The organism is Hymenobacter sp. UYP22 (assembly GCF_040547285.1).
In the GTDB taxonomy this organism is placed as follows: domain Bacteria; phylum Bacteroidota; class Bacteroidia; order Cytophagales; family Hymenobacteraceae; genus Hymenobacter.
The window spans coordinates 80,373-106,635 of record NZ_JBEPPK010000007.1 but is presented as its reverse complement, the minus strand read 5'-3'; the positions used below and the strand labels follow the sequence as shown (position 1 = coordinate 106,635).

Sequence of the window (26,263 nt, the reverse complement as noted above, 5' to 3'; positions counted from 1 at the left end):
CTTACAGGCGGCCGCCTACCCGGATGGTACGCGTTACCCCGCCCACCGTAACGGTGGCAATATTGTCGCAGGCCTGCGTACCGGTGGGGTCGTAGTTGAGGACCAGTTCTTTCTCTTTGGAGGTAAGAATGTTTACCGTTCCGGCCACAAACGTGCGGGCACAACCAGCCTGAAATTTCTTGATGAGCGGCTGTTGCACGGTAGCCGTATAGCTCACGCCCCGGCGGTTAGTACCCGAAGTCTGGCCCGTAACCCGGTATTCGTCATCGGTGATGGTGCGGGTAGCGGCGCCGGCCGTGCGGGTATACAGCCGCTGTGAGGTCCAGGAGTGCGTACCGGCCGTGGTGGTAATGCTGGCATTCTGCACGTCTAGGCTCCAAGAGCTTTGCCCTTGGTTGGTGATGATGCGCGTGCCGGTGTGCTGATTGTCGTTGCGGTAGTAGTTAACCAGTGAGATGGTGACCGTAGAGCCCGCCTGTCGGTAGGGGCCGCTGAACACGGCCACAATTTTGCCGCGCCGCGCTACCCCGTTGGGGCCGATGCAGTTGACGGGGCCAAAATCCAGCGTAAGGGTGCGGGTAGCCGCCTCGTAGGTGCGGGTGAGGCAAGGTCCGGCTAGGCGGGCCAGGTCGGCGGGCTCAGCGGCGGCGCTGCCGTTGAGGGCAGCATCTGTGGGTGAGCCGGCCTCTATCATATCGGCGGCCGTAGCACTTTCATCTTCCGCTAAGCTCTGATCCTCCGCCGATGCGGCGGCGTCAATGGCGGCTTGGGGGTCGGCGGATTTGTTGCAGGAGGCCAGCAGCAGTGCGCCGGCGGCCAGCACGGACAAACCGAAGGAGCGGAATATGGGACGTTTCATGGGATGAGAGAAAAGTAAGGCGTGAAGACCAGGTGAAATGGGACAGTACTACAAAAGCTCTTTTGCTGGGTTGGAGAAAGAAACTACTGCGGAGTTTAATGACCTCGGGAACTTTTTTTACAAATGTTCAGCCCAACCTCACCATCTAAGTCGCGTATAGTTTCATACACTACCTCATTTCGTAACCCACTGTGTGTATGCTTATTTCCGGTCGTGTATGCGGCTTACTGCTAGTATGCCTGGCGGCCTGCTCGAGCCCTGAAAGCAACAAAGACCCTGTTTTCGAGGCCAAATTCCAAAACGAAAAGCGCATTGGGGAAGAAGCCATAACCAAGCGGCAGATCCGGGATGCGGAGTACGTGGTGGATGCCGCCAGCCGAAAGATGCTGCTCCTGGAAATAAGCCAACTAGCCGCACGCAAAGCCGCTTCGCCGGACACCCGCTACACCGCGCAAAATGTAACCGCCCAAACTACCACCCTACTGGGCGGACTCAAGGCGCTGGCTCAGCAGAAATCCATTACCCTGCCCACCGGCCTCAGCGAAGCCCAGGGTACCCAAGCCGGGGAGCTAACCGCCCTCAACGGAGCCGCCTTCGACCAGAAATACCAGGAAGTGCTCAGCGCAGTGCTTGATACGGACGAGGACGCAGCCGACAATATGAAGGACGATGCCTATGATGCTGACTTACGCACCATTGCGGCCCAGCATGTAACCGTGCTGCAAGACCTTGATCGGGCCGCCGATGCCCTACACGATAAACTGAAACTCTGATTTTTCCCTCTATTCTTTCATTTCCTTTCTTCACCGACACATGAAATTCCGCTTTCTTTCCCTCCTGACTTTGAGTGCCGGCCTGATGCTGGCTAGCTGCAATAATGCCGAAAAGCGCACCGATGGCACCGCCGGCGAAGCCGTGAGCGACATGGATAAGGCTGCCGAAGATGGCGGCGTACAGGCCGATGCCGTCGTAATCGACAACAACGCTGGCCCAACCGTTACAGCCAATGCCGACTCTGCTATGGCAGCCGATTCATCGGGCATGGCAAAGTAGCATACCAACCTTGCACTGCTCCACCTGAAACTCTCTTCTGACTACTATGGAACGACTGTTTTTTTCTGCTGCCTGTATTGGTCTGCTCGGCCTGGGCGCCTGTGGCTCTACCACCACCGATACTGCCACAACTACCACTGACGGAGCCACTGCTGACGGTGCCACCACCGATTCGGCCGGCGCCATGGCTGCTATGCAAGCCGGCGACTCGGCTATGACGGATGCCAACGGCCCCACCGCTCCTCATTCTACCGACCCAGAGTTTATGCAGTCGGCCGCGCACAGCGACCAAAATGAAATTCAACTCAGTAAGCTGGCGCTGGAAAAAGGCGTAACGGGCATGGCCAAAACCCACGCCAACCAGATGATTACCGACCACACCAAATCGACGGCCGAGTTGAAGCCCATTGCCCAGAAGAAAGGGGTAACCCTGCCAACGGACATGGATGCGGAGCATAAGGCTATTGCCGAGCAGATGCGCGGCTTGTCGGGTCAGGACCTGGAGAAAAAGTATCTGGAGCAGATGACGCTGGACCATCAAAAAACAGCTAACACCATGATGGCCCACCAGAAGATGACTCAGGATGCCGACCTTCTAGGCTTCATCAGCAAAACGCTACCCGTGGTACAGTCCCACCTAACCATGTTCAAGCAGCATAGCAACATGTAAGGAGGCCTCCCAGCTGATGCATTGACTACAAATCAGCTGCAGCCCGGCCTTTACATCATAGAAAAGCCCGTCAGGCACATCACCTGGCGGGCTTTTCTATGATGTAGGAGCTCTATTATTGAAGCTACCGACGCGCGGTATAGTTTTCTGCTGAAGGCAGTAGTAGGCCTTTCTTGCTGGCAGACTGAGGCGTTGCAGGCAGGTTTTCCGCCGACGGAGCTGCGGAGTTAAGCGTTTCGGGTGGCGCCACTGAGTGGGCAGTTACCTCTTTGCCGGTTTGAGCCGCAAAGGGCTTGGGCGGTGAAACGTAGATGGCAATGGCCAGCAAGGCCGGGAAAACAAGAACTTTCATACGGTGGGAGTGCGGGTTGGAGCCATAATGTAAAAAATGCCGGGCTTCCAGTCAAGAGTTGACTGAAAACCCGGCATTTACTTTTTGGGGCGAAGGTGCGGTTAGCTTACTTCCGCATACTTGCTTACCCTAAGTTCCTCGGCCAGGAAGCGGCTGGTGTGGCCCTTGCCGGCTTTGGCTACCTGCTCGGGTGTGCCCTGGGCCACAATGGTACCGCCGCCGATGATATGGTCAGCAGCTAGCGTCCACCTTTCAACCGGACCACAGCTTCTTCAAAATCCTCAGCGCGCAGGTAAAGAATTTTCACTTTGCCTTCGCGACGTTTATCTAATAGGCCCAGATTTTCAAGGTGCATCAGGTCAGTGCGTGCCGTATCGTATACCACGCCGAAGCGGTGTTGCACTTCCCGGATGGTCCAGATGGCGTCGGGGTCAGTCATCAACTCCTGTAAAATGGCCACCTGCCGCTGATTGAGTTGGTCGAATTGTCGGAAGCTACGTAGTTGCTTTTTCTCCGCCACCTTACGCTCTATGTACTGCTGCAGGCTGGTGAAGGCAAGATCAAGCGTTTTTACTTGATAGTTAATAAAATAAGTCAGGTCGTTGCCATCGGATTCGGTATACAGATAAGCCCGTGCGTACTGCGCCGCCGATTTATGAATGATGCGCGAAATCGACATATACTCCAGTTGCCAGTAGCCTTTGCGCAGGAGATACCAATAGAACACGGCCCGGGCAGTGCGGCCGTTGCCATCGGCAAACGGGTGGATGTAGCCAATAAGGAAGTGTAGGATGGAAGCGCGTACGATGGGATGAATAAAGGAGCCCGGTGTACCGTTCTGGTCGGGAATTTCGTCGTTAGCCAGCGCACAGTACCAGCGCAGCAACTCGGGCAGGTGCTGGTGCGACGGCGGAATATGCACCACTTCACCAGTCGTATAGTCCTCTACCCGCACCTCGTTGTTTAGGCGAAACCGCCCTTCATGGTCAGTATTTTCCAGGGTACCCTGCGTCATGCGGGCCTGAATCTGGCACAGCATTTCCGGCGTAAGAGCCTGCTGCTTTTGCTCCAGAATGTATTGAATCGTCTGGTAATTGTTGAAAATCATGCGCTCTGAGGCATTACGCGGATTACGCTTCTTGCGCAGCATATCCTTGGCTACCTCGCGCGTGGTGGCCGCACCTTCCAGCTGGCTGGAGGCAATGGCTTCTTCCATAATAGAACCTACCAAGTAGCGGGTGCGGTCTTCGGCCGGTATCAGACTGTCCGTCTGCATTATGCCGCCCATGTACAAATCGAAGCGGTGCAGTTTTTCCAGCGTGGGCTCGGTGACTTGGTAGCGAAACCGGCAGCCCGGTACCCCCGGCACGTTGAGTTCACGCAGATTGCCTTGTCGGCTGCTTTTCGTCAACAACCATACTGGTACGGGACTGAAACCGGCCGGTAACCTTTGCCGCTTTAATTCGGACCAGTACAAATATTCGTAGTTCGCCTTTCGAATTACTTCATTGACCTCGTGACTAGAGAAGTGGCGAATCATTTCTTCAGATCCGAAATCTGAAAAGGACGCAATGGGGGGACTTTCGATATTCATATCTGCCAGGAATTACCAATTTTGCTAACAATTGGTAACCTTTAGTAAATATACGAGTGGCAACCAAAACTTACCAATTGTCTTGTAAATTGGTAAGTTTTGGTTGCCACTCGTATCTCAAATGCATTGTCCTGCGCTACGCTTCGGTATACTTGCTCACTTTCAACTCTTCGGCTAGGAAGCGGCTGGTGTGGCCCTTGCCGGCTTTGGCTACCTGCTCGGGTGTGCCCTGGGCCACAATGGTACCGCCCCCTCCCCCACCTTCGGGCCCGATGTCGATGAGGTGGTCGGCTACCTTGATGAGGTCCAGATTGTGCTCAATGATGAGGACGGTGTTGCCCTTGTCGGCGAGCTTGTGCAGGACTACCGACAAGTGGTTGATATCCTCGAAGTGCAGGCCGGTAGTAGGCTCGTCGAGGATGTAGAACGTCTTGCCGGTGTCCTTTTTGCTGAGCTCGGTGGCCAGCTTCACGCGCTGGGCTTCGCCGCCGGATAGCGTGGTGGCCTGCTGGCCCAGGGTAAGGTAGCCCAGACCTACTTCGTTCAGCGTCTGAATTTTGCGCAGGATGCGGGGCTGAAACTCGAAGAACTCCACGGCCTTCTCCACCGTCATGTCCAGTACGTCGGTGATGCTCTTGCCTTTGAAGCGCACTTCCAGCGTTTCTCGGTTGTAGCGGCGGCCTTTGCAGGTTTCGCAGGGCACGTGTACGTCGGGCAGGAAGTTCATTTCGATGGTGCGCATGCCGGCGCCCTCGCAGGTTTCGCAGCGGCCCCCCTTTACATTGAAGGAGAAACGCCCCGGCCCGTACCCGCGGATTTTGGCCTCGGGCAACGACGAAAACAGCTGGCGAATTTCGGTGAACACGCCGGTGTAGGTGGCCGGATTAGAGCGCGGCGTGCGCCCAATCGGCGACTGGTCCACCTCAATCACCTTGTCGATAAACTCCAGACCCTCAATCTTCTCGTAGGCCAGCGGCTCGCGCTTGGCGTTGAAGAAGTGCTGGTTGAGGATGGGGTAGAGCGTATCGTGAATGAGCGAGGATTTGCCCGAGCCCGACACGCCCGTAACGGCAATGAGCTTGCCCAGCGGGAACTTGGCCGTCACGTTTTTGAGGTTGTGGCCTTTCGCACCCCGCAGCACCAGCTCGTTGCCTTCGCCGGCCCGCTTCTTCTTGCGCAGCTCAATATGCTTCTGCCCACTGAGGTACTGGGAGGTCAGGGAGCCGCTGGTGAAAATTTCGGAAGGTGTACCGGACGCCACAATTTGGCCACCGTGGATACCCGCGCCGGGGCCAATGTCCAGCACGTGGTCGGCGTGCAGAATCATGTCCTTGTCGTGCTCCACCACAATTACCGAGTTGCCCAGGTCGCGCAGGTGCTGCAGGGCCTTGATAAGCCGCTCGTTGTCGCGCTGGTGCAGACCAATGCTGGGCTCGTCCATGATGTAAAGCACCCCTACCAGCTGGGTACCAATTTGGGTGGCCAGGCGAATGCGCTGCGACTCCCCGCCCGAGAGGGTACGCACGGAGCGGTGCAGGTTGAGGTAGTCGAGCCCCACTTCCAGCAGGAAGCCGATGCGCTTACGTATTTCCTTCAGCAACTCCCGCGCAATCAGGTTCTGCCGCTCCGAGAGGCGGTCTTCCAAGCCTTCAAACCACGCGGCCAGCTCGTTCAAATCCAGCACCGACAACTCACCGATGTGCTTACCCGCAATCTTGAAGTGCAACGACTCCTTTTTGAGGCGGTAGCCGTGGCATTCGGGGCACTCCTGAGCCTGGGTATACTGCTGAATCCATTCCCGGATGTTATCGGACTCCGACTCCATCTGCCGGCGCAGAAACGGGATGATGCCCTCGAACGGCTCCACGTAGTTGGCCTTTTTGGGGTCAGCATCCTCATCCTCGGGCACACCGTGCAACAGCCGCTCAATCAGGTCGGCGGGTAACTTTTCGATGGGTGTACTCAGGCTGGCCTTGTGCTTCTTGACGATGAGGCTGAGCTGCTGGAAAATCCAGATGTCCCGGTATTCGCCCAGGGGCGCAATGCCGCCCCGACTGATACTGAGCTTCTTATCGGGCATCACCGTTTCCTCGGTGATTTCCTGCACCTCGCCCAGGCCGTTGCAGGTGGGACAGGCGCCGTAGGGCGAGTTGAAGCTAAACGTGTTGGGGGCCGGGTCGTCGTAGGCAATGCCGGTGGCCGGGTCCATCAGGAAGCGGGAGAAGAACTGGGTGTTGTCCTTCTTCTTGTCGGCATCGAGCACCAGCATGGTGCCTTTACCCTGGGTAAGGGCATTCTGCACCGAACCGGAGAGGCGGAACCGATCTTCCTCCTTCACCACCAGTCGGTCGATGACGATTTCAATGTCGTGGATTTTGTAGCGGTCCACCTGCATCTTGGGCGTGATGTCAAGCAGCTCCCCATCTACCCGCACTTTGGTGAAGCCCAGCTTGGCAATCTGCTGGAACAGCTCGCGGTAGTGGCCTTTGCGGCCTTTTACCACCGGGGCCAGCACCACCAGCTTGCGGCCGTCGTACTCTTTCAGGATGTAGTTGATGATCTGGTCGTCGCTCTGCCGAATCATCTTCTGGCCCGTGGCATAGCTGAACGCCTCAGCGGTACGGGCGTAGAGCAGGCGCAGGAAGTCGTAGATTTCGGTGATGGTGCCTACGGTGGAGCGGGGGTTGCGCGAAGTAGTTTTCTGCTCGATGCTGATAACCGGCGACAAACCCTCAATCTTATCCACGTCGGGCCGCTCCAGCCCGCCCATAAAGCTGCGGGCGTAGGCCGAAAACGTCTCCATGTAGCGGCGCTGGCCCTCGGCATAGATGGTGTCAAATGCCAACGACGACTTGCCCGAGCCCGAAATGCCCGTAAACACCACCAGCCGCCCGCGCGGAATCTGCACCGAGACGTTTTTGAGGTTGTGCTCCCGGGCTCCGTACACTTCAATATAAGGCGCTTCCAAGTCGGCGGGGCCGAGTAGCTGGCCCTGGATGCGGGCTTGGTTTTCCAGCACGGCCTCGTTTATCTGCTCCTGGCGGGGTACGGCCTGCACGGCAGCGGTACTGTGATGGTCGGTACCGTCGGCCACGGCTGCGGCCGTTGGTTTGGGGGCTTTCGTTGTTTTCGGAGCCTTGCGGGGAGTTGCGGCAGCCGGAGCCTCGGCGGGGGCTACCGGGGTTGCCGCTTTGGGTGCCTTGGAAGGGCGGGCCGCTTTGGGGGCCGCGGGCTTGGCAGTGGTAGAAGGAGCAGTTGTTTTTTTGGCCATGCGGCAGCGGAGCGGATAAGTCTGCAAAAGTACGTAAAACGGGCCCGGCAGGCTACCCTTACTAGTTTAATTGCCAGTCATTTTAGTGCCTCTTCCACTCAAGCGCTTTTTGATGCGCCTGGGGTAGATGATCCATAACACCATCGGCGGCGGAAATGTCCCGGTCGGGACAGAAGTTCTTTATGTATCCCAAGGGCTTTGGCTAAATTATGGTGCGGCTTTTGCCTATAGGTGCTGGAACGCTCCTTTTGCTTTTTGCGACCATGAAAACTCTCCTGAAATCGGGATTTGCGCTGGCCCTCGGGCTGCTGCTGTACGGCGGCAGTGCCCAGGCTCAGGTACGGGTAAATATCAACGCGCCATACTGGGGCCCGGCCGTACCCCCGAACGTACAGTACTACTACATTCCGGAAATTGATGGCTACTATGACCTGTACAGCCAGTCGTATCTGTTTTTTGATCCGGCCTACGGAGCTTGGGTAAGCTCACCGGTATTGCCCCGGGTGTACGCCGCTTATGACCCGCGCTTCTTCCACCCGGTAGCTATTCAGTACGTGGGCCGGCAGCCCTGGGGCTACCTCCGTGACCACCGCCAGTATTGTGACCGGTGGGGCGTGCGGCCGGGCCGCTACTACGGCTCCAACTGGCCGGGCCGCGGATACGTGGGAGCTCCGCGCGGCGGCTACGGCCCCGGCTACTACGGCAACCGCCCCTATGGCCAGGGTGGCTACGCCCAAAACGGCTACCGTGACAACCGCAACGAGTATAATGGCCGTGAGGAGCGCAATGACCGTTACGACCGGGACAACCGGGACGATAGAAACGACCGGAACGATAACCGGTACGAGCGCAACGACAATACCCAGGGTGGGCGCGACGACCGGGGCGGCTACGCGCCTCGCAACGAGCAGCCCGGTCCCGGCACTCCGCCCCAGGCCCCAGGTGGCTACGGCGGCGGCCGACGCGGCCGCGTACTTTAGCCTTCTGTAGTAGATTATTAAAACGCTTTCAGCTCTTGGTTGAAGGCGTTTTTTTCGACCCCGCTGGGGCATTTAACCAAACCACAGCCATTGCGTTAAGGGCCTAGTTGTTAGCAGTAACTCAACGGCGTGGCTGAACTGGCCCCGTTCTTGCAAACTGCATCATCTCTCCCACCCTCTCACTCTACACTCTAGCTGTATGAATCTTCTGCCCAAAGTAGCCCTGTCTGGCCTGCTGACGCTGTCACTGATGGGGGCGACCCAATCGGTTCAGGCTCAGGTTACCATCAACGTAAACCCACCTTCTTGGGGGCCCGCCGCTCCGGCCGGTACGCAGTATTACTACGTGCCCGAATATGGCGGCTATTACGACCTACGCGACCAGCAGTACATTGTGCAGCGTGATGGCCGCTGGACGCGGGTGCGTAACCTCAGCGGCTACAACCCCGCCAACTTCCACCCCGTGGTGCTTGATTACCGGGGCACTCAACCCTGGACTCTGATTGGCCGGCACCGGCAGCTATACCCAGCCAGCTTGCCCCCCGGCCAAGTGAAGCGCTTAGAGAGCGGCAAAGGCTTACCGCCCGGCCAGGCCAAGAAACTTGGCTACGGCGGCAATGGCAATGGAAAAGGCCACGGCAAAGGCAAGCACTAGCCAAAGTTCCTTCTAACTAAGCAAAAGCGCCCGTCCAACTTGGACGGGCGCTTTTGCTTGGGATTGGGGAGAGCAACGCGTTATTCCAGCAGCGTGGCCCAAGTAAGTTTGCGGCGGGCGGCTGTGGGCGTGGGCATTCGGCCATTGCGCATCAGCTCCTCAATACATACCATATCATCGTCGTGCTGCATACCGGCGGCAGCTACCAGCTTGTTTTGGTAGGCATAAAGGGCCAGAAACTTGTGGCGGCGCACGTCGCCGTGGAAGATGATTTCGTCCCAAACGGTGGCGTGGCCGGCGTAGCGCAGGCTTTTCCCGAACTGTTGTGTCCAGAAGAAAGGAACTGCCTGGAAGACCGTGTTTTGCCCCAGCATATTGCGGGCCGCGCAGGCTCCATGCTGCTGGGCCACCCGCCAGTGCTCAATGCGGTGCTGACCCAGGCCGCCCGGCAGCGGAAACAGGGCTACGTCGCCGGCGGCGTACACGTGCGGGGCGGCGCAGAGGTGGGCATCTACGCGCAGGCCACCGTCTTTCTCCAAATCGAAAGTTTCGGCCAAGAAGTTGGTGGCGGGACGCACACCAACTGCCAGTATCACTACATCGGCGGGAAGGCGCTGACCCGAGGCCAGGCGAACGGCTGAAACGTGGCCATCCTTTCCTTCCAGGCACACTACCTCAGCTTCGGTTCGAAACCGCACCCCGTGGCGGCGGTGCAGGTTACGAAACATGCGGCCAATCTTGGCACCCAGGATACGGGCAAACGGCTCGGCCTCCTGAGCCACTACCGTTACTTGCCGCTCTTCTCCCACTAGGCTGGCCGCAGCTTCCATTCCAATAAAGCTGCTCCCGATAATAACTACCCGCTTGGCTTTGGCAACCAACTGGCGCAGCTGTTCAGCATCCGGTGCAGACCGCAACGGCAACACCCCAGCCAAATCATGGCCGGGCAGCTTAGGCAGGGTGTTCAGGATGCAGCCGGGAGCCAGCAGCAGCGCATCATAGTGCAAGGGCCCACGGCCGCTCAGCTTGAGCTGGCGGGTGCGCAGGCTCAGGCCCGTAGCCCGGGTATCAGAGAGAATTTCGATACGATGCTGCTCATAGAACTCGTCTTTGCGCAGGGGTAACGCCTTGCTGCCGGCTTCGCCAGCTAAGTAGGCCTTGCTGAGTTTGGTCCGGTCGTAGGGCGCGGCCGTCTCGGCAGTTACCATTACCAGGCGGCCCCCAAAGCCTTCGACGCGTAGGGTTTGGGCCGCAAACTGCCCCGCTGCTCCGCCCCCTACTATTACAAAAGTGCGGGTGTCGGGTGCGGCGGCGTTGGGCGCGGGCGCATTGCCCCCAACCAGGGCCGTGGGGGTGGCATCGGGTGAGGTGGTGGCGGCGGCGGGTTTGGCGGGCAACTGCACCCATACGCGGCCATCGGCCACGCGCACGGGGTAGCTCGGCAGATTATCCAGGGCCGGGGGCTGGCAGAGGTGGCCATCCAGGACGCGGAAGCAGGCATGATGCCAGGGGCACACCAGCTGGTCATGCACGATGCGGCCCTTTTCCAAGGGGGCACCGTAATGCGGGCAGTTGGGGGCCAGAGCCACGTACTGACCCTGGCGACGCAGTAGCAGCACGGCCGGCCCCGATGCTGCGGCAAAGGTGCGCATTTCCCCTTCCTGTAGGGCATCAGCGGGAGCAAAGTCGAATTCGGGCATGGGCAGCGGAGGCGTAGTTGAGGTTGGGGCTGCCTTGCCAACGCAGGGAAGGAAAACCGGGTTGTATTGTCTTTTCGTAATTCTTTCTGCTTACCCGTATCCTTTTATTGCTCAACCCGTTCAGCCCGCTATGCCTTCCACCCAGCAGTACTACGGCGACTTGCCCCTGAAACCTCGCGCCCTGCTGCGCGAAGGCCAGGCCTACCTGCTGGTGTACCGGATGCCGGGAACTTCAGCCGAATTTAGCCTGAAAGGAGTGCTGCACCACATTATGCGGCGCGGCCAAACGGACTACCTGTGCTTAAGCGGCGGCTGTGAGCTGCGCCTCGATTGGCTGGTGGCCGTAAATGGGCACCGGCTGGCGGCCTAATCCCGAGCCATCTGTTTGCCGTATGCCGGAGGGTACGTTTTCCTTCCCCACTTATGGCAACCGCACCCTATAAACCCATTAGCTGCTCGTTTTACGACGAGCTGGAGGCCCGCGCCACCACCGGCCAGCCCTGCACCCTCACCTACCGCACCGAGCCCGATACGCCGCCCAGCACCTACCACGGCATCATCCAGGACCTATACATCCAGGATAAAGTAGAATACCTGCGCCTCCAGGACGGCTTCGAGCTGCGGCTGGACAACCTACTAGCCGTGGACGATAAAGAGCTGCGGAATTACTGCTGAGATGCGTCTCTCTCTTCTTTTGTAATTCTTTCCTCAAGGATTTTCACCCTATTAGGTATTGCATATATGTATTCTATTAGGTAATCCAATAGGTCAAACATGATGGATGCTATTTCTATATCCGCTTCTTTCTCTAAATCGAAATGAGCTCCCAAATTCCCTGCTGTTCTTAGAGAATGCCCTATTTGCTTTATGGGCAACTCTAAATCTATATGCTTTGATAAAGTTTCTATCTGCTTGTAAAGGCTTTGATTCTGCTCCTCTTTAGGAAGGCTTGTCTTAGTAATACCTTCTAGCACTCTCCTAGCAGCCACCACCGCTGGGTTCCATAGACCCACATTGTAAGTGTCTATTGCTGCCTTATATGCTCTAATTAAATTTTCTGGCATACTAGTCTCTATATCACTTACTAAAGCTCTCTTTTGTTCTAGCCCAGGGTATATATACAAATCACGTCCAAACCAAATATTTCCTGTCTGAAAAAAGCCTACTGATATGAAAACAGGCTTTTCTTGACATGAGGCACACTCACTGTTTGACGATATCGATTTGCTAGGATCACCCGTCCAATCGTGGCATTTGAATACAACTTTTTCTTTGCAGTACGGGCAATGCGAACTCACTGCAATTGGTAAGTCGCAGATTGCAAACCCTCCGTTATATAAAACCTTAGTATTCATTCGCTGCCGAACAGCTTCTTCTGATACTTTATACATAATAAGCTGATTTATAAAAATAAGAGGGCTGTCAGACAGCCCTCTTATTTTTATTCGTTCTTTAAAACTCCGCCGACTTCGGGAAGCGGGGGAAGGGAATTACGTCGCGGATGTTGGCCATGCCGGTGATGAAGAGGATGAGGCGCTCAAAGCCCAGGCCGAAGCCGGCGTGCGGGGCCGAGCCGAAGCGGCGGGTATCGAGGTACCACCACAGGTCTTCCTCGGGCACGTGCATTTCCTGCATGCGCTGCGTGAGCTTCTGCAGGTCATCCTCGCGCTGGGAGCCACCGATGATTTCGCCGATGCCGGGGAACAGCACATCCATGGCGCGCACGGTGCGGCCGTCCTCGTCCAGCTTCATGTAGAAAGCCTTGATATCCTTGGGGTAGTTGGTGAGGATAACCGGCTTCTTGAAGTGCTTCTCCACCAAGTACCGCTCGTGCTCCGACTGCAAATCGGTGCCCCAGTCCACCGGGAATTCGAACTTCTGCTTGGCTCCTTTCAGGATTTCCACGGCCTCGGTGTAGGTGAGGCGTTTGAAGTCGTTTTCCACCACGAAGCGCAACCGGTTCAGCAGCTCCTTGTCGTACTGGTCGTTGAGGAACTGCAGGTCGTCGGGGCAGTGCTCCAGGGCGTAGCGCACCAGGCTCTTGAGGAAGTCCTCGGCCAGGTCCATGTTGTCCTGCAGGTCGAAGAAGGCCACTTCGGGCTCAATCATCCAAAACTCGGCCAGGTGGCGGGCCGTGTTGCTGTTCTCGGCCCGGAACGTGGGCCCGAAGGTGTACACCTTGCCCAGGGCCATAGCCGCCACCTCGCCTTCGAGCTGACCCGAAACGGTGAGGTTGGTGGCTTTGCCGAAGAAATCCTGGCTGTAATCCACCGCGCCGGCCTCGTTCAGGGGCGGTTTGGTGTCGGACAGCGTAGTTACGCGGAACATCTGCCCGGCGCCCTCGGCGTCGGAGCCAGTGATGATGGGCGTGTGGATGTAGAAGTAGCCGTGGTCGTTGAAGTACTTGTGCACCGCAAACGACATGGCGTGCCGGATGCGCAGCACCGCCCCGAACGTGTTGGTGCGGGGGCGCAGGTGGGCAATTTCGCGCAGGAATTCCAGTGAGTGGCCTTTCTTCTGCAGCGGGTACGTGGTCGGGTCGGCGGAGCCGTACACCGTGATTTCCTCGGCCTGAATTTCCACCGACTGGCCTTTACCCTGGCTGGCTACCAGCTTGCCGCGCACGGCAATGGCCGCGCCGTTTTCCACGCCGTCGGCCTTCAGCTTCTCCTCTGGGAACTGCTCGGCATTGGCCACCACCTGAATGGAATTAAAGCCGGAGCCGTCGTTCACGGCAATAAACTGCACGTACTTGTTGCCGCGGCGGGTGCGTACCCAGCCTTTTACCAGCACTTCACGGTCCAGATCAGTGCTGCGGAGCAGGTCCTGCACGCTGGTTCTACGGAGGTCGGACATGGGGAAATCGGTTCTGCTAAAGAATGTGTTGCCCGCAAAGGTAGAAGATTTGCAGGCCGGGTGGTCCTACGAATTGCCGCAGGCTTCGTCAGACCACTCTCGTTGCCTAGCTGGTTTGTGCCCTCCCTACGTTGCCCGCCTCCCGGCCGGCGGCACAGCAACCTTCCGCAAAGAGCACCGGCCGGTTAGGGTATCGGCGGCCCGGAGGCAGGAGGGCATGCGCCGGGTAACGAGGGTGGTCCAACCAACCGCTACGCGGAATTGGTTGGACCACCCTCGGCTTATCCCAACTTTTTCCTCCAAACCCAAGTACAGAAAGGGCTATATTTGGCCTAACCACCCCGTTTTGTAACCGGCGGGGCGTACGCGTTTTTAGAGTATGCAACGACTGGACATGAAACAGCTTCTCTCGCAGAAGCTGAGCCCCCAACAGATTCAATTTATTAAGCTCCTGCAGATTCCGACGGTGGAGCTGGAGGCGCGCATCAAGGAGGAGCTGGAGGCTAACCCGGCCCTGGAGGAAGGCGACGACCAGGAAGAGGAGTTTGAGGAGCAGGAGCGCGACGACTCCGACGATGCGGATGACGATTTCGATGACCCCGATGCGGAATTTGACAATCCCGACAACACGCTGGACGAAGATTTTGACAGTGGGCAAGCCGACGAACAGCCTGAACTAGACCTCAGCGCCAAAGAAGAGCCCGCCGAAATTAAGGAGTCGGAATCGGCCGATGACCTGGACCTGAGCGACTACCTGCACGACGACGAAATAGCCGGCTACAAAATGCAGGGCGACGGCCCCGGCGAGGACGAGGACGACCGGGAAATGCCCCTGGCCGATACCAGCGGCTCGTTGGTCGACAATCTGCTCGACCAGTTAGGCTTTGCTAACCTGGATGAGCAGCAGGAAGCCATTGGCCGCCAGCTTATCGGCTCCATTGACGGCGACGGATACATCCGCCGCGACCTGTCGGCCATTGCCAACGACCTGGCTTTCTCCCAGAACATCGAGGCTACCGTACCCGAAATTGAAAGTGTGCTGCACGTTATTCAGACGTTCGACCCAGCGGGTATTGGCGCGCGGGATTTGCAGGAGTGCCTGTTGCTGCAGCTGGAGCGCCGCCCCCAGGATGAGGCCACTGAGCACGCCGAGCAGATTCTGAACGAAACCTTTGATGAGTTTACCAAGAAGCACTACCAGCGCATTCAGCAGAAGCTGGACCTGGAAGATGACGAGCTAAAGGACGCCATTGCCCTGATTCTCAAGCTCAACCCCAAGCCCGGCGGCACGGGTCCGGTGGGTATGGGCAAGGTGCAGTACATCATTCCCGACTTCCTGCTGACCCACGACAACGGGCAATTCAACCTCACGCTCAATACCCGCAACGCCCCCGATTTGCGCGTGTCGCCGGCCTACACCGAGATGTTTCAGGCCTACGACAAGGCCTCGAAGAAGGACAAGAAAATGAAGGAGGCCGTGACCTTCGTGAAGCAGAAGCTGGACTCGGCCAAGTGGTTTATTGATGCCATCCGGCAGCGCCAAAACACCTTGCTGCGCACTATGGATGCCATTGTGCGCTACCAGCGTGATTTTTTTGCCGAGGGCGACGAGAGCAAGCTGCGGCCCATGATTCTGAAGGACATTGCCCAGGAAATTGGCATGGACATCAGCACCGTGAGCCGAGTGGCCAACTCCAAGGCCGTACAGACGGAATTTGGCATCTATCCGCTCAAATACTTCTTCTCCGAGGGCATTGCCACCGACTCGGGCGAGGATGCTTCCAGCCGGGAGGTAAAGCACATCCTGAAGGAAATTATTGAGGGCGAACAAAAAAACCGCCCGCTCAGCGACGACAAGCTGGAAAAGATGCTGAACGCCCGGGGCTACAACATTGCCCGCCGCACCGTAGCCAAGTACCGGGAGCAGCTGAACATTCCGGTGGCCCGCCTGCGCAAGGAGCTGTAACCGTTACCCGCCCAGAAAAAACCAGAACGTCATGCTGCGGTACGCGCGGCATGACGTTCTTTGTTTGCTACCTGGTTTCACGCATTACCTATCCGTTTGAAAAAGCGCCTCGCCACCCTGCTATCCGCCGTATTTCATCCGCTACTGGTACCCTCCTACTTGGCTGGGCTGCTGGAAGTACAGCAGGCGGCGGGCAAGGGCCGCCTCTGGGCGGTGGTGCTATTTACCTTTCTGCTGCCCACGGGCGCGGCCCTAATTCTGCTCCGTCTGGGCCGCATCGACTCCCTGGAAATGCCCCAGCGGCAGCAGCGGGCCTGGCCCCTGGGACTGGCGGCCCTGAGCTTTGGGGCCGGGGCGGGGTGGCTGCACTGGCAGGGCGTAGCGCCAGCCTTGGTGGTGGGACTGGCGGGTATGGCAGTGGCTGTACTGCTCACGTTCCTGATTACGCTGCGCTGGAAAATATCGGCGCACGGCGTGGGCATGGGCGGAGCGGCCGGTCTACTGCTGGCGCTGCAGTTGCACTTTGGCCGCCCCGGCATGGGCTGGGTGCTGGCGGCAGCGGTGCTGGCGGCGGCCGTGGGCTGGGCACGGCTGGAACTGCGGGCCCATACGCCGGCCCAGGTATGGGCGGGCTTGGCGCTGGGCTTGAGCGTGGCCCTGGCGGCAGCCAGCTAAAGGTTGGGGTAGCCCGAATCGTTGCGTACCTTTCTTGGGCTATACCGCACTCCGTCAGTACTGCTGCCCTGGGCTGCTGCTGGCGTCTCTGCTTCCTGGCCTCTCTGCCGATTTTGCTGTTGCCGTATGTCCTTGCCCTCCGACTCCGCCCCCACTCTGGAAACTTTGATTGCGCAACTGGCCCAGGAACGCCAGGCGCGCCAGGCCGCTGAGCAGCAGGTGCAGGTGGTGCGCCGCCAGCTGGCCACCTCCCAGCGCACCGTCAGCCGCCTCACCGATAGTATCACGCGCCTCACTCAAAACCTGCGGGTAGGCGTGCTGGTAGCCCATCAAACGGGTATGGTGGCCCTGCTTAACCAGGAGTTCTGCGACCTAGTAGGAATTGAGGATGTACCCGCCCTAGGCGGTATGGAGCAGCCGGCACAGCCCATTTTAGAGGCGCTGATAGCCCAATCGGCCAGGCCAGAGCACACGCGGCAATGCCTGGCCGAAATGCGCCTGGCGAATGAGCGGGTACTGGGCGAGGAGTTGGAGCTGGCCGATAACACGGTGCTGGAGCTGGACTTTATTCCGCTTAGCGGGCCCAACGAGCTGGTAGCGGCGGGCTATATGTTGTCGTTTCGGGATGTGACGCAGGCCCGCCGCGCCGAGCAGTACATGCACTCCCTGTCCCGGATTCCGGGACAGAACCCCAACCCGGTGCTGCGCCTGCACGCCAACGGCCGCCTTATGTACAGCAACCCCGCCGCCGAGCAGCTCCGGCGGGAATACCTCACCCCCGAACTGGAGCCCGAATTACCCAAGCAAGTGTACCAAGCGGCCCTCGATGCCCTGGCCAACGGTGAGCAGCTGACGCGACGGGAAATGTGGTTCTGGGGGCAGTGCTACCAGGTGGCCATTGCACCCTTCGTGGATGACCAGTACGTGAACCTGTACTTCACTGATATTACGCCGCTTAAAAATGCTGAAAGCCGACTGGTGGAGCAGCAGGAGTTCTACGAAACGGTGCTCAACCAGCTTCCTGCCGACGTGGTGGTATTTGATGCCGAGCACCGCTACCGGTTCGTGAACCCGGCGGCCATCCGCGACGCCGAGCTGCGCCAGTGGATTATCGGCCACGATGACTTCGAGTACGCCGCCCACCACGGCCGCCCCCTGGCTCAGGCCGAGGCGCGCCGGGCCCTGTTCAACCAAGCCGTGCAGCAGCGCACTATGGTAGCCTGGGAAGAAACCCTTGCGCACTCCGAAGGTTCCCGCCTGGCGTTGCGCCACATGCAGGCAGTTTTCGGCTCCCAGGATGAGGTGCGCATGGTTATTGGCTACGGCATTGACATTACGGAGCGTCATGCGGCCGTGGAGCGCTTGCGCAAGAACGAGGCCGTACTCCAGGAAAACCAGGAGTTTGTACGCCTAGTGGTGGATACCACGCCCAGCTATATCTGGGTAACGGATGGCCGCGGCGAAGTGCTATTCAGCAACCGGGCGTTTGATGAGCTGGTAACGCAAAGCAGCCACCGCGAGGTAAACATGGACGATTTCACCAACCCGGTGGCAGCGGAGGCCCGGGCGTTCATCACCACCGATGCGCAGGTGCTGGCTACCGACCAGGAGCTGGTACAGGAAACCACCTACACCCTGCGCGACGGTACTACCATGTGGCTGCAAACCGTGAAGCGCCCTTTGCACCGTGCCGACGGCTCCGTGAACGTGCTGGGCATCAGCACTGATATTACGGAAATGCGGCGCGCCCGCCAGGCTTTGGAGCACAATGCCAAGCAGTACCGCGACCTGATGCACTATTCTCAGGCCCTAATCTGCACGCATGACCTGACCGGTACGCTACTCTCCGTGAACCCGGCGGCGGCCCAACTAGTAGGTGTGGCTCCGGAGCTGCTACTGGGCTGCAACCTGCGGCAGGTACTTTCCCCCGAGCTGCAAGGTGAGCTGGAGCAGTACCTGCAGAGGGCCCACGAGCAGCAGGAGCTCACCGGCCTACTAACGCTACGCGGCCCCGACGGAAGGCCCCACCATCTTATGTACCATAACTACCGCGTGGAGGAGCCCGATGAGGTGCCTTACGTTATTGCCTACGGCCAGGAAATCACCGAGCGGATTCTGGCCGAGCAGGAGTTGGTGCGGGCCAAGGAGCAGGCCGAAAACACGGCCCGAGCCAAGGAAAACTTCCTGGCCAACATGAGCCACGAAATCCGCACGCCCATCAACGGCATACTGGGCATGGCCGGCCTGCTGGCCAAAACACCGCTCAACGAAGCTCAACAAGAGCACTTGCGCATACTGCGTAATTCGGGCCGCCATTTGCTCACCGTTATCAACGATGTGCTGGATGTGGCTAAAATTGAGGCCGGCAAGCTGGAAATGGAGCAGGTGGCTTTCGATATCAGCCAGTCTATCAAGGATGGCGTGCAGAGCCTGGGCTACCGGGCCGAGGAGAAGGGCATCGAGTTACGCATAGAGCCACTACTCCTGCCCCACCCGGTGGTTATCGGCGACCCGGGCCGCCTCAACCAGATTTTGCTCAACCTGCTCAGCAACGCCATCAAATTCACCGACCAGGGCCACGTAGAGCTGGGCGGGCGCCTGCTGCACGATACAGCCACAGAGCTGGAGCTGGAATTCTGCGTCCGCGACACGGGCATTGGCATTTCGACCGATAAGCAGGAAACCATTTTCGACAGCTTCACCCAGGCCTACGCCGATACGTCGAGGCGCTTTGGGGGCACCGGCCTGGGCCTCACCATCAGCCGCCGCCTGGTGCAGCAACTGGGCGGGCGCATGTGGGTGCAAAGTCAGGAGGGCAAAGGCAGTACCTTCTTCTTTACCCTGCGCCTGCCCAAAGGCCCCCTCCACCTGCCCACGGCTCCCCCCCTGGCTCCCCTGAGCTACGATGCCCTGCGCGGCAAGCGGGTGTTGCTGGTAGAAGACCACCCGGTAAATCAGCAACTGGCCATGCTTATTCTGGAAAGCTGGGACGTGGAAACGCACATCGCCTCGGATGGTCATGAGGCCCTGGCCCAACTGGAAGTCCGCCTCTACGACGTGGTGCTCATGGATATCCAGATGCCCGGAATGAGTGGCCTGGACGTGGCCCGCCGCCTGCGCCAGCACCCTGACCCGCTACGGGCCAGCACCCCGGTTATTGCCCTCACGGCCAACGTAATGCGCTCCGACAATGAGCTGTACCTGGCTGCCGGCCTCGATTATCTTTCCAAGCCCTTTGAGGAGGATGACCTGTACCGCAAGCTAACGGCCAACCTGCGCCCCACCCCGGTAGCCGAATTAGGCACCCACCCCTACGCTCTGCCTACGCCGCCAGCCGCTGCCGAGGCAGTTTCTCCCGCCGTTCTTCTAGCCCCGCCCGCGTCTGCTGCGCCCCCCCTGTATAACTTCAGCCGCCTGCGCGACACGGCCCGGGGCAGCAACGTCTTTATGCAGAAAGTAGTCAACTCCTTTCTTACCCATACGCCCGTAACGGTAGCCCAACTGCAGGAGGCCGCCGCCGCCGCCGACTGGCCCACCGTAGGCAGCCTGGCCCATAAGCTGCGCCCTTCCTTGCAGCTGCTTGGCCTGGAGGCCACGTATGCGCCGGTAGCCTTGTTGGAGCCTTTTTCCCGCCCGGCCACCGGCCCGGTTACGCCCACGCAAACGGAGCTGACAACGGCGGCCACCCAACTCGTCAACCTTCTGAATACGGCCGTGGAGCAGCTAACGGTGGCTACCGTAGAATAAGCATGGGCCCCGCTGGTAGTTCCAGCGGGGCCCATGCTAATCAATGAAGTAAGCAGAAACTCAGATGCGGTTGAGCTTCCGGAAAAAGGCTTCCTGGTACGATTTCCCGATGGGTACATGCTGCCCGCCGGGCACTACGGCGGCCCCATCCTCAATGGCCTCAATCCGGCGCATGTTCAGGATATAGGAGCGGTGCACACGCACGAAGTGGTCGAAGGGCAGGCGGGCATCCAGCGCCTTCATGGTGGTGTACACGATGTACTTCTGCCGGTCCGTCACGATGATAACGTAATCCGACAGAGCTTCAATGTAGAGTACCTCATCAAAGTTGATGCGCACCATTTTATTGTTCACTTTCACGAACAGGTCGTGGTCGGGAGGGCCAACGGGTGCGGCGGGGGCAGCCGGAGCGGCGGGCGGCGTGGAGTGCTGCTGCAAGGCCCGCTGCACCGCCCGGCTGAAGCGGGCATAGTCGAAGGGCTTTACCAGGTAGTCCGTAACGCGCAGGTCAAAGGCATCCACGGCGAAATCCTCGTGGGCCGTGGTCAGTACCACAATGGGCGGGTCCGGAAGTACGCGCAGCAGGTCCAGGCCATTCAGCTGGGGCATCTGCACATCCAGAAATAATACGTCCACTTTGTTGCCGGCCCGGAAGTAGTTCAGCCCCTGGAGCGCATCGTCCATGGACACAACCAGTTGCAGGGAGTCCGTCAAGGAAATATAGTGCTCCAGCGTCAGCCGGTTGATTTCTTCATCATCGATGATAGCGCAGGTCAGAACAGGGGCGGACATAAGGGCGGGGAAGGAGTATCGGGTGTAACCTACTGATTCTCTACTCGGAACAAAGGTTTATCGCCCGGCGTGGGGCGTCTGAGGGAGAAAATATAGCGTTTATCGGGTAGCTAAGCTAGGGGCCGGAGCTTTGCCAACCAAGCTGTTCGGCAAGTAACCAACGGTTATTCCCGCTTTGAGAACTGCAAATAGGCGCCTCAGTCTCGGAATACCGCCACCTTCCGGTTTCGAAACTGGCTACCGCACCGGTTTCCTTATTGGGAAAAGCTTCTGGCTTAGGCCTTAAGACCGGTGCGCCATTTCCTGGGCCAGTAGTTGCTGCACCTCGGGCCGCTGGTAGTCCTCTTCCTGCTGAATATGCGGCATCAGGCGCTGCATAATGCGTTCTTGCGCCTGCCCATTGGCCCAAGCCTCGGCGTAAGGCAGGCTCGAAAACGTGACCTGGGAGTACAGCGGCAGCCACTTGTCGGGGTACTGGACCGATATTTTGCTTTCTATCTTCTTCTGCAGCAGAAACCGGGGGTCGGCTACCCGGTCGCGCATTTCCTGGAAGTTGTACACCGCCAAATCGGCCATAGCATCGGTGTTAGGCTTGCGCCGGTCTTCAAACTCCTGAAAGATGCGCCCCCAGTCGTGGCCGTGCTGGTGCAGCAACTCATTGAGAATGGTGCAGTCTTCGAAGCCGGCGTTCATACCCTGCCCGTAAAACGGCACAATGGCGTGGGCAGCGTCGCCGAGTAACAGCACGTGGTCCTGCTCAGCCCAGGGAAAGCACCGGATGGTTACCAAGGACGCCGTGGGATTCTCAAAAAACTCGGTTTCCAACTGAGGCATCAACGGCAGGGCATCCGGAAAAACCCGGCCAAAAAACTCGGTTACCTGTGCCGGGGTTTGCAGCGTAGCAAAGGAGTCGGGGCCTTCATAGGGGAAGAATAGCGTGCAGTTAAAGGAACCGTCGAGGTTGGGCAGGGCAATCATCATGTACTGGCCCCGGGGCCAGATGTGGAGGGCGTTTTTTTCGATGGCCCACTGCCCGCCAGCTGCCGCTTCAATGGTCAGCTCCTTGTAGCCGTAGTTCAGGTACTCCTGGGAGTAGTTGAATCGGTCAGTCCGCTGCAGGGCACTGCGTACCGCCGAGTAAGCCCCATCCACCCCGAACAGGCGCTGGTAGGCTACCACACGCTCCTGCTGCGTTTCCGTATCCAACATTTCCAGCTCCTGGCGCTTCAGGTCAACGCGGCGGCATTGCTGGTTAAAACGCACCGTAATACCGGGCTCCTGCTCCACTAGGTCCAGCATACGGCGGTTCAGGCCTGCCCGAGAAACTGAGTAGATGGACTGCCCGGCTTGGCCGTAGGGTTGAAATGTAAGCCCACCCTGGGTGTCGTGCATCATGCGGCCGTGCATGGCAATAGCCACCTCCCGTACCGCCTCGGCAATGCCCACACCCTCCAGGGCCCGCCAGCCCCTGTCCGACAGAGCCAGATTGATGGAGCGCCCCTCCACTGGCCCGGCCCCCCGGATATCGGGGCGGCGCTCAAACAACTCCACTTGGTGCCCGTGCCTCGCCAGGTACAAGGACAACAGGCAGCCAACCAAGCCCCCACCCATAACTGTCAGGTTGCCTGTATTTTCTACAGAGGATATGCTGCGTGAGGTATCGGTCATGGGATGTAGGCGTAATGCGGCCGGTATAGGCAGGGTGAAGCAGCGAAAGTAACCGTTTCTGTTGGCATCAGTTGATCGAGGAAAATCATGCGTTGAACCCGGCAAGTGGGCTAGTTGGCCGGAAGCCGTTTTACGGGCGCTTGCTCCTGGTGTAGCTTTGGATTATTAAGTGATTGTATTTCGCTAATTCTTGTTTGTTATGCACCTTACTTCCTCTATCCAGCTCCTCTATCCCAGCCGCCCAAACGGCCGTCACCGTCGCCATCATGCCCATAGCGTACGCAATTCACGTCTGAGCGACGTCTCCCTTCTATCCAATAAGCACCTTGATCCGGCAGATGCCTGCCCAGGGCCAGTTACGCCTACCCGCCGGGCTGTCAGCGGCAGTTTTCGGTATGCCGACTACCTGTTGGGAGACGAAAACTGTCTTTATCTGTACGGCCCAGAGGATATTCGGTATTAAAGCTCTTGGTGGGCTGCGAACGGCCTGTGCCCTTGTCGGCTAGCTATACCCGTTTTAATTCAATTTGACAGCGTGCACAATGCAATGACTGTCAGTAGTTTGTTAGGCATACATACCATATATTTGTACCCCTTTCTGACAAAGGGACACACATAGCCATTTTTAGAATTTTTCCAGTATGAGAAAACATTACCGTTTTCTATTCCTTTTCCTGCTGTTGTTTGGGTCCGCTTTGGCGGGTCTGGCGCAGGATTTAAGCGCCGTAGCCGGCATGGTACAGACGGAGGCCGGTGAACCCATGCCCGGAGCTACTATTTTCATTCGGGGTACTTTCATTGGCACCAGCACCGACCGGGACGGCAAGTTTAGCCTGCGGGCTGATTTCAGCGAAGGACCAGTGGTACTGTCGGTATCATTTGTGGGGTATGAGAGCCGCGACGTGACGTTAAGCCAGCCCGACAACGCCGTGAAGGTGCAGCTTAAGCTCAACCCCACCCAGACCAACGAGGTAATTGCTTCGGCTTCGCGCGTGGAGGAGGGCATTCTGCAGGCGCCGGTAACGGTAGAGAAAATCACCTCCCAGCAGGTATTGCGCCTGCCCCCGCCCGATGTGCAGGTGGGCCTCAACCAGTTCAAGGGCATTGACGTGAACAGCACCAGCATGCTGATGAACTCACTCAGCACACGGGGCTTCAACTCGGCCAAATCGGAGCGTCTGATTCAGCTGACGGACTATTTCGATACTCAGTCGCCGAGCCTGAACGTGAATGCCGGCAACCTGACGGGCCTGCCCGAGCTGGATATTGAAAGCATTGAGATTATTCACGGGCCGGCCTCAGCCCTGTATGGTGCCAACGCCTTTAACGGCGTGCTGCTGCAAAACTCCAAAGATGCTTTTGTGAGTGAGGGCTTGACGCTGCGCGTACGCGGTGGGGAGCGGAGCTTCTTCGATGGGCAGGTGCGCTACGCCAAGAAAATCGGGGAGAAGTTCGCCTTCAAGATTACCGGAGCATATTTGACGGCTAACGACTGGCTGGCCAGCAACTACTCAGCCACCAGCATCCAAGTGGAGCGGCGCAACAACGCGCAGGGCTCCCCGCTGGGTTACGATGCCGTGAACCGCTACGGCGACGTACTGTTCTCGGTGCCATCCACTTACCCGTTCGCCGAGTTGCGGGGCAAGACGCTATTTATGCCCGGCTTCGAGGAAAAGACACTGGTAGCCGATGACGACAAAGCCAAGTCGCTGAAAATTCACCCTTCAATTTCCTACCTGCTCACCAGCTCCATCAAACTCACGGTGGGGGCCAGCTACAACCGGGGCACGGCCAGCTACCAGAGCTCCAGCCGCTACCGCTTCAAAGACTTTGGTACCAACCAGTACCACGGCGAAATCAAGGGGGAGCGGTGGTTCTTGCGCGGGCAGTCTATTCAGGACTTTGGCCAGAACTCCTATGACTTGAACTTCCTGGGGGCTTTTATCCAGAACTCACCGATTTCGGCCAGCGCAGCAACCACTTACGCTCAGCGGTATTTCAGCTCTTACCTGACTACTTATGGCGGAGCCCGCCAAGCCGGGCAGACAGATGCCCAGGCCCAGGCCACCGCGTTGGCAGCTGCCACTTCTACCCAGCTTGACCCCAACAGCGACACTTTCCAGAACCTACGCAGCACCATTATTAAGGATGCCACGCCGGGCCGGGGCGCGCGCCTCAACCCCAGCTCTTTACTGAATGAGGGCAACGCGCAGTACAACTTCAAGCTAGGCGAAACCGCCGACCTGATTGTGGGCGCCGCCTACCGCAAGTTCCGCCTGGGCTCCAACGGCAACCTATTCTCGGACGTGGACGGCCGGATTCAGAACCACGAGCTGGGCGGCTACGCGCAACTGACCAAGAAACTGCTGGATGAGCGCCTGAAGCTGGCTCTGGCCGGCCGCCTCGACGGCTTTAAGAACTTTGACCCCGCTTTCTCGCCCCGGGCCTCGGTGGTGTACTCGGCGGGCAGCAAGCGGGAGCATAACTTCCGGGCCAGCTACGGCCGCGCCTTCCGCTCCCCTACCCAGCTGGACCAGTACATTCAGCTGGATCTGGGCCAGGTATTACTGCTGGGCAACGTGGGCAATGGCTTCCAGGGCTACAGTGCTAGCCTGGCTGCGCAACCAAGCGTCATTGCCGCCGCTCAAACCAACCCTGCGGCACTTACGCCTTTTGAGTTGAACGCTGAGCAGCTGAAGCTAGAGCGCCTGAGTAGCTACGAAATCGGCTACAAAGGAGCTCTGGGTGAAAAAGTGGCCGTGGACGTAAACTACTACCGTAACTACTACAACGACTTCATTGGGGCCCAGCGGTTTATCGGAAATCGGGACGGGAGCCGGCCCACTACCACCCAGCTGCAAGCCGGGGCTTCGTCAAACTACACCACCGGCGACACCCGCGTGCTGCAAGTGTGGACCAACGCCAACCAGGAAGTGCGCACCCATGGCGCGGCTGTGGGCCTGACCTATGCCTTTGCTCCCTTCCTGAACCTGGCCGCCAATTACTCCCTGAACATCCAGGACCGCAGCGACGTGCAGAACGCTGAGTTTCAGACCTACTTCAACACGCCCAAGCACAAGTACAACGTGGGCGCTAATGGCACGGTGCTTACCCACGTGAGCTATGCCATAAACTACCGCTGGGCGCAAGGCCACGAATACGGTTTACCCTTCGCCGTGGGCCAGCTGGCCGACTACAGCTCCACCGATGCCTTCCTGGGCTACAACTTCGCGAGACTGGGTACCACCCTGCAGGCTGGGGCCTCCAACCTATTCAATGCCAACAACCTGCAAGTATATGGCGGCCCCCAGATTGGGCGGTTACTATACGTAGGAGCACAGATTGAAATAAAGTAAAAACCATATACCTCTGTACTCAGCGCCTTTGTCCCAGAACAGGACAAAGGCGCTTTTTTGTGAGTAGTC

21 protein-coding genes are annotated in these 26,263 nt (G+C 58.5%); 12 read left to right on the top strand and 9 right to left on the bottom strand.

Translation table 11 applies throughout. The features are described from left to right. Position 1: 1 nt before the first annotated feature. Entirely contained in the window at positions 2-859 is an 858-nt protein-coding gene (locus ABIB60_RS13400) for a hypothetical protein (protein WP_354580540.1), read from the bottom strand. 197 nt (positions 860-1,056) lie between these two features. Here ABIB60_RS13400 and ABIB60_RS13395 point away from each other — a divergent pair, with 197 nt between their 5' ends. The 3 genes from ABIB60_RS13395 to ABIB60_RS13385 are packed head-to-tail and all read left to right on the top strand — an operon-like array spanning position 1,057 to position 2,582. Beyond that, complete coding sequence (locus ABIB60_RS13395) at positions 1,057-1,632, top strand: DUF4142 domain-containing protein (protein WP_354580538.1); 576 nt, start codon at positions 1,057-1,059, stop codon at positions 1,630-1,632. Between the two features lie 40 nt (positions 1,633-1,672). After that, positions 1,673-1,912, top strand: a complete 240-nt coding sequence (locus tag ABIB60_RS13390; protein WP_354580536.1) for a hypothetical protein — start codon at positions 1,673-1,675, stop codon at positions 1,910-1,912. A 46-nt stretch (positions 1,913-1,958) separates the two neighbouring features. Beyond that, positions 1,959-2,582, top strand: coding sequence for a DUF4142 domain-containing protein (locus tag ABIB60_RS13385; RefSeq protein ID WP_354580534.1), 624 nt, complete (start codon positions 1,959-1,961; stop codon positions 2,580-2,582). A 124-nt stretch (positions 2,583-2,706) separates the two neighbouring features. On the opposite strand, the gene ABIB60_RS13380 is transcribed toward ABIB60_RS13385, so the two are convergent. Continuing rightward, positions 2,707-2,934, bottom strand: a complete 228-nt coding sequence (locus ABIB60_RS13380; protein ID WP_354580532.1) for a hypothetical protein — start codon at positions 2,932-2,934, stop codon at positions 2,707-2,709. A 95-nt stretch (positions 2,935-3,029) separates the two neighbouring features. Here ABIB60_RS13380 and ABIB60_RS13375 point away from each other — a divergent pair, with 95 nt between their 5' ends. Then, entirely contained in the window at positions 3,030-3,176 is a 147-nt protein-coding gene (locus ABIB60_RS13375; RefSeq protein WP_354580530.1) for a hypothetical protein, read from the top strand. Here the strand turns inward: ABIB60_RS13375 and ABIB60_RS13370 are convergent. Together ABIB60_RS13370 and uvrA are read right to left on the bottom strand one after the other, a co-directional pair. Then, complete coding sequence (locus ABIB60_RS13370) at positions 3,173-4,345, bottom strand: Fic family protein (RefSeq protein WP_354580529.1); 1,173 nt, start codon at positions 4,343-4,345, stop codon at positions 3,173-3,175. The genes ABIB60_RS13375 and ABIB60_RS13370 overlap by 4 nt on opposite strands. A 319-nt stretch (positions 4,346-4,664) precedes the next feature. Then, complete coding sequence (uvrA, locus tag ABIB60_RS13365; RefSeq protein ID WP_354580527.1) at positions 4,665-7,799, bottom strand: excinuclease ABC subunit UvrA; 3,135 nt, start codon at positions 7,797-7,799, stop codon at positions 4,665-4,667. A 263-nt stretch (positions 7,800-8,062) separates the two neighbouring features. Between uvrA and ABIB60_RS13360 the strand changes: the two genes are divergently transcribed. After that, positions 8,063-8,779, top strand: coding sequence for a hypothetical protein (locus ABIB60_RS13360; RefSeq protein ID WP_354580525.1), 717 nt, complete (start codon positions 8,063-8,065; stop codon positions 8,777-8,779). A gap of 199 nt (positions 8,780-8,978) precedes the next feature. Beyond that, entirely contained in the window at positions 8,979-9,434 is a 456-nt protein-coding gene (locus ABIB60_RS13355) for a hypothetical protein (RefSeq protein WP_354580524.1), read from the top strand. Positions 9,435-9,514: 80 nt separating this feature from the next. Here the strand turns inward: ABIB60_RS13355 and ABIB60_RS13350 are convergent, their stop codons facing one another. Continuing rightward, positions 9,515-11,134 carry an FAD-dependent oxidoreductase gene (locus ABIB60_RS13350; RefSeq protein WP_354580523.1) on the bottom strand — a complete coding sequence of 540 codons (1,620 nt, stop codon included), beginning with the start codon at positions 11,132-11,134 and terminating at the stop codon, positions 9,515-9,517. A gap of 130 nt (positions 11,135-11,264) precedes the next feature. Between ABIB60_RS13350 and ABIB60_RS13345 the strand changes: the two genes are divergently transcribed. Beyond that, positions 11,265-11,504 carry a hypothetical protein gene (locus tag ABIB60_RS13345; RefSeq protein WP_354580521.1) on the top strand — a complete coding sequence of 80 codons (240 nt, stop codon included), beginning with the start codon at positions 11,265-11,267 and terminating at the stop codon, positions 11,502-11,504. A gap of 53 nt (positions 11,505-11,557) precedes the next feature. Beyond that, a complete protein-coding gene (locus tag ABIB60_RS13340) occupies positions 11,558-11,809 on the top strand; it encodes a hypothetical protein (protein ID WP_354580520.1) in 252 nt (83 codons plus the stop codon). Here ABIB60_RS13340 and ABIB60_RS13335 read toward each other — a convergent pair. Continuing rightward, entirely contained in the window at positions 11,800-12,525 is a 726-nt protein-coding gene (locus ABIB60_RS13335) for a DUF4145 domain-containing protein (protein WP_354580519.1), read from the bottom strand. The two genes, ABIB60_RS13340 and ABIB60_RS13335, sit on opposite strands and share 10 nt — an antisense overlap. 61 nt (positions 12,526-12,586) lie before the next feature. Further along, positions 12,587-13,990 (bottom strand): asparagine--tRNA ligase, encoded by a 1,404-nt coding sequence (gene asnS, locus ABIB60_RS13330; protein ID WP_354580518.1) that lies wholly within the window; start codon positions 13,988-13,990, stop codon positions 12,587-12,589. Positions 13,991-14,369: 379 nt separating this feature from the next. On the opposite strand from asnS, the gene rpoN reads away from it, so the two are divergent. The 3 genes from rpoN to ABIB60_RS13315 all read left to right on the top strand — a co-directional run bounded on the left by rpoN (position 14,370) and on the right by ABIB60_RS13315 (position 20,378). Continuing rightward, the gene (gene rpoN, locus ABIB60_RS13325; RefSeq protein WP_502915128.1) at positions 14,370-15,956 is read left to right on the top strand and encodes an RNA polymerase factor sigma-54; all 1,587 of its coding nucleotides are present in this window, start codon (positions 14,370-14,372) and stop codon (positions 15,954-15,956) included. Positions 15,957-16,052: 96 nt separating this feature from the next. Beyond that, the gene (locus ABIB60_RS13320; RefSeq protein ID WP_354580516.1) at positions 16,053-16,631 is read left to right on the top strand and encodes a hypothetical protein; all 579 of its coding nucleotides are present in this window, start codon (positions 16,053-16,055) and stop codon (positions 16,629-16,631) included. Positions 16,632-16,757: 126 nt separating this feature from the next. Then, positions 16,758-20,378: a PAS domain S-box protein gene (locus tag ABIB60_RS13315; RefSeq protein WP_354580515.1), complete on the top strand. Its 3,621-nt coding sequence runs from the start codon at positions 16,758-16,760 to the stop codon at positions 20,376-20,378. Between the two features lie 60 nt (positions 20,379-20,438). On the opposite strand, the gene ABIB60_RS13310 is transcribed toward ABIB60_RS13315, so the two are convergent. Together ABIB60_RS13310 and ABIB60_RS13305 are read right to left on the bottom strand one after the other, a co-directional pair. Then, positions 20,439-21,170, bottom strand: coding sequence for a LytR/AlgR family response regulator transcription factor (locus ABIB60_RS13310; RefSeq protein WP_354580514.1), 732 nt, complete (start codon positions 21,168-21,170; stop codon positions 20,439-20,441). 282 nt (positions 21,171-21,452) lie between these two features. Further along, the gene (locus ABIB60_RS13305; protein WP_354580513.1) at positions 21,453-22,838 is read right to left on the bottom strand and encodes an FAD-dependent oxidoreductase; all 1,386 of its coding nucleotides are present in this window, start codon (positions 22,836-22,838) and stop codon (positions 21,453-21,455) included. A gap of 641 nt (positions 22,839-23,479) precedes the next feature. Between ABIB60_RS13305 and ABIB60_RS13300 the strand changes: the two genes are divergently transcribed. After that, positions 23,480-26,194: a TonB-dependent receptor gene (locus tag ABIB60_RS13300; RefSeq protein ID WP_354580511.1), complete on the top strand. Its 2,715-nt coding sequence runs from the start codon at positions 23,480-23,482 to the stop codon at positions 26,192-26,194. Positions 26,195-26,263 lie beyond the last annotated feature (69 nt).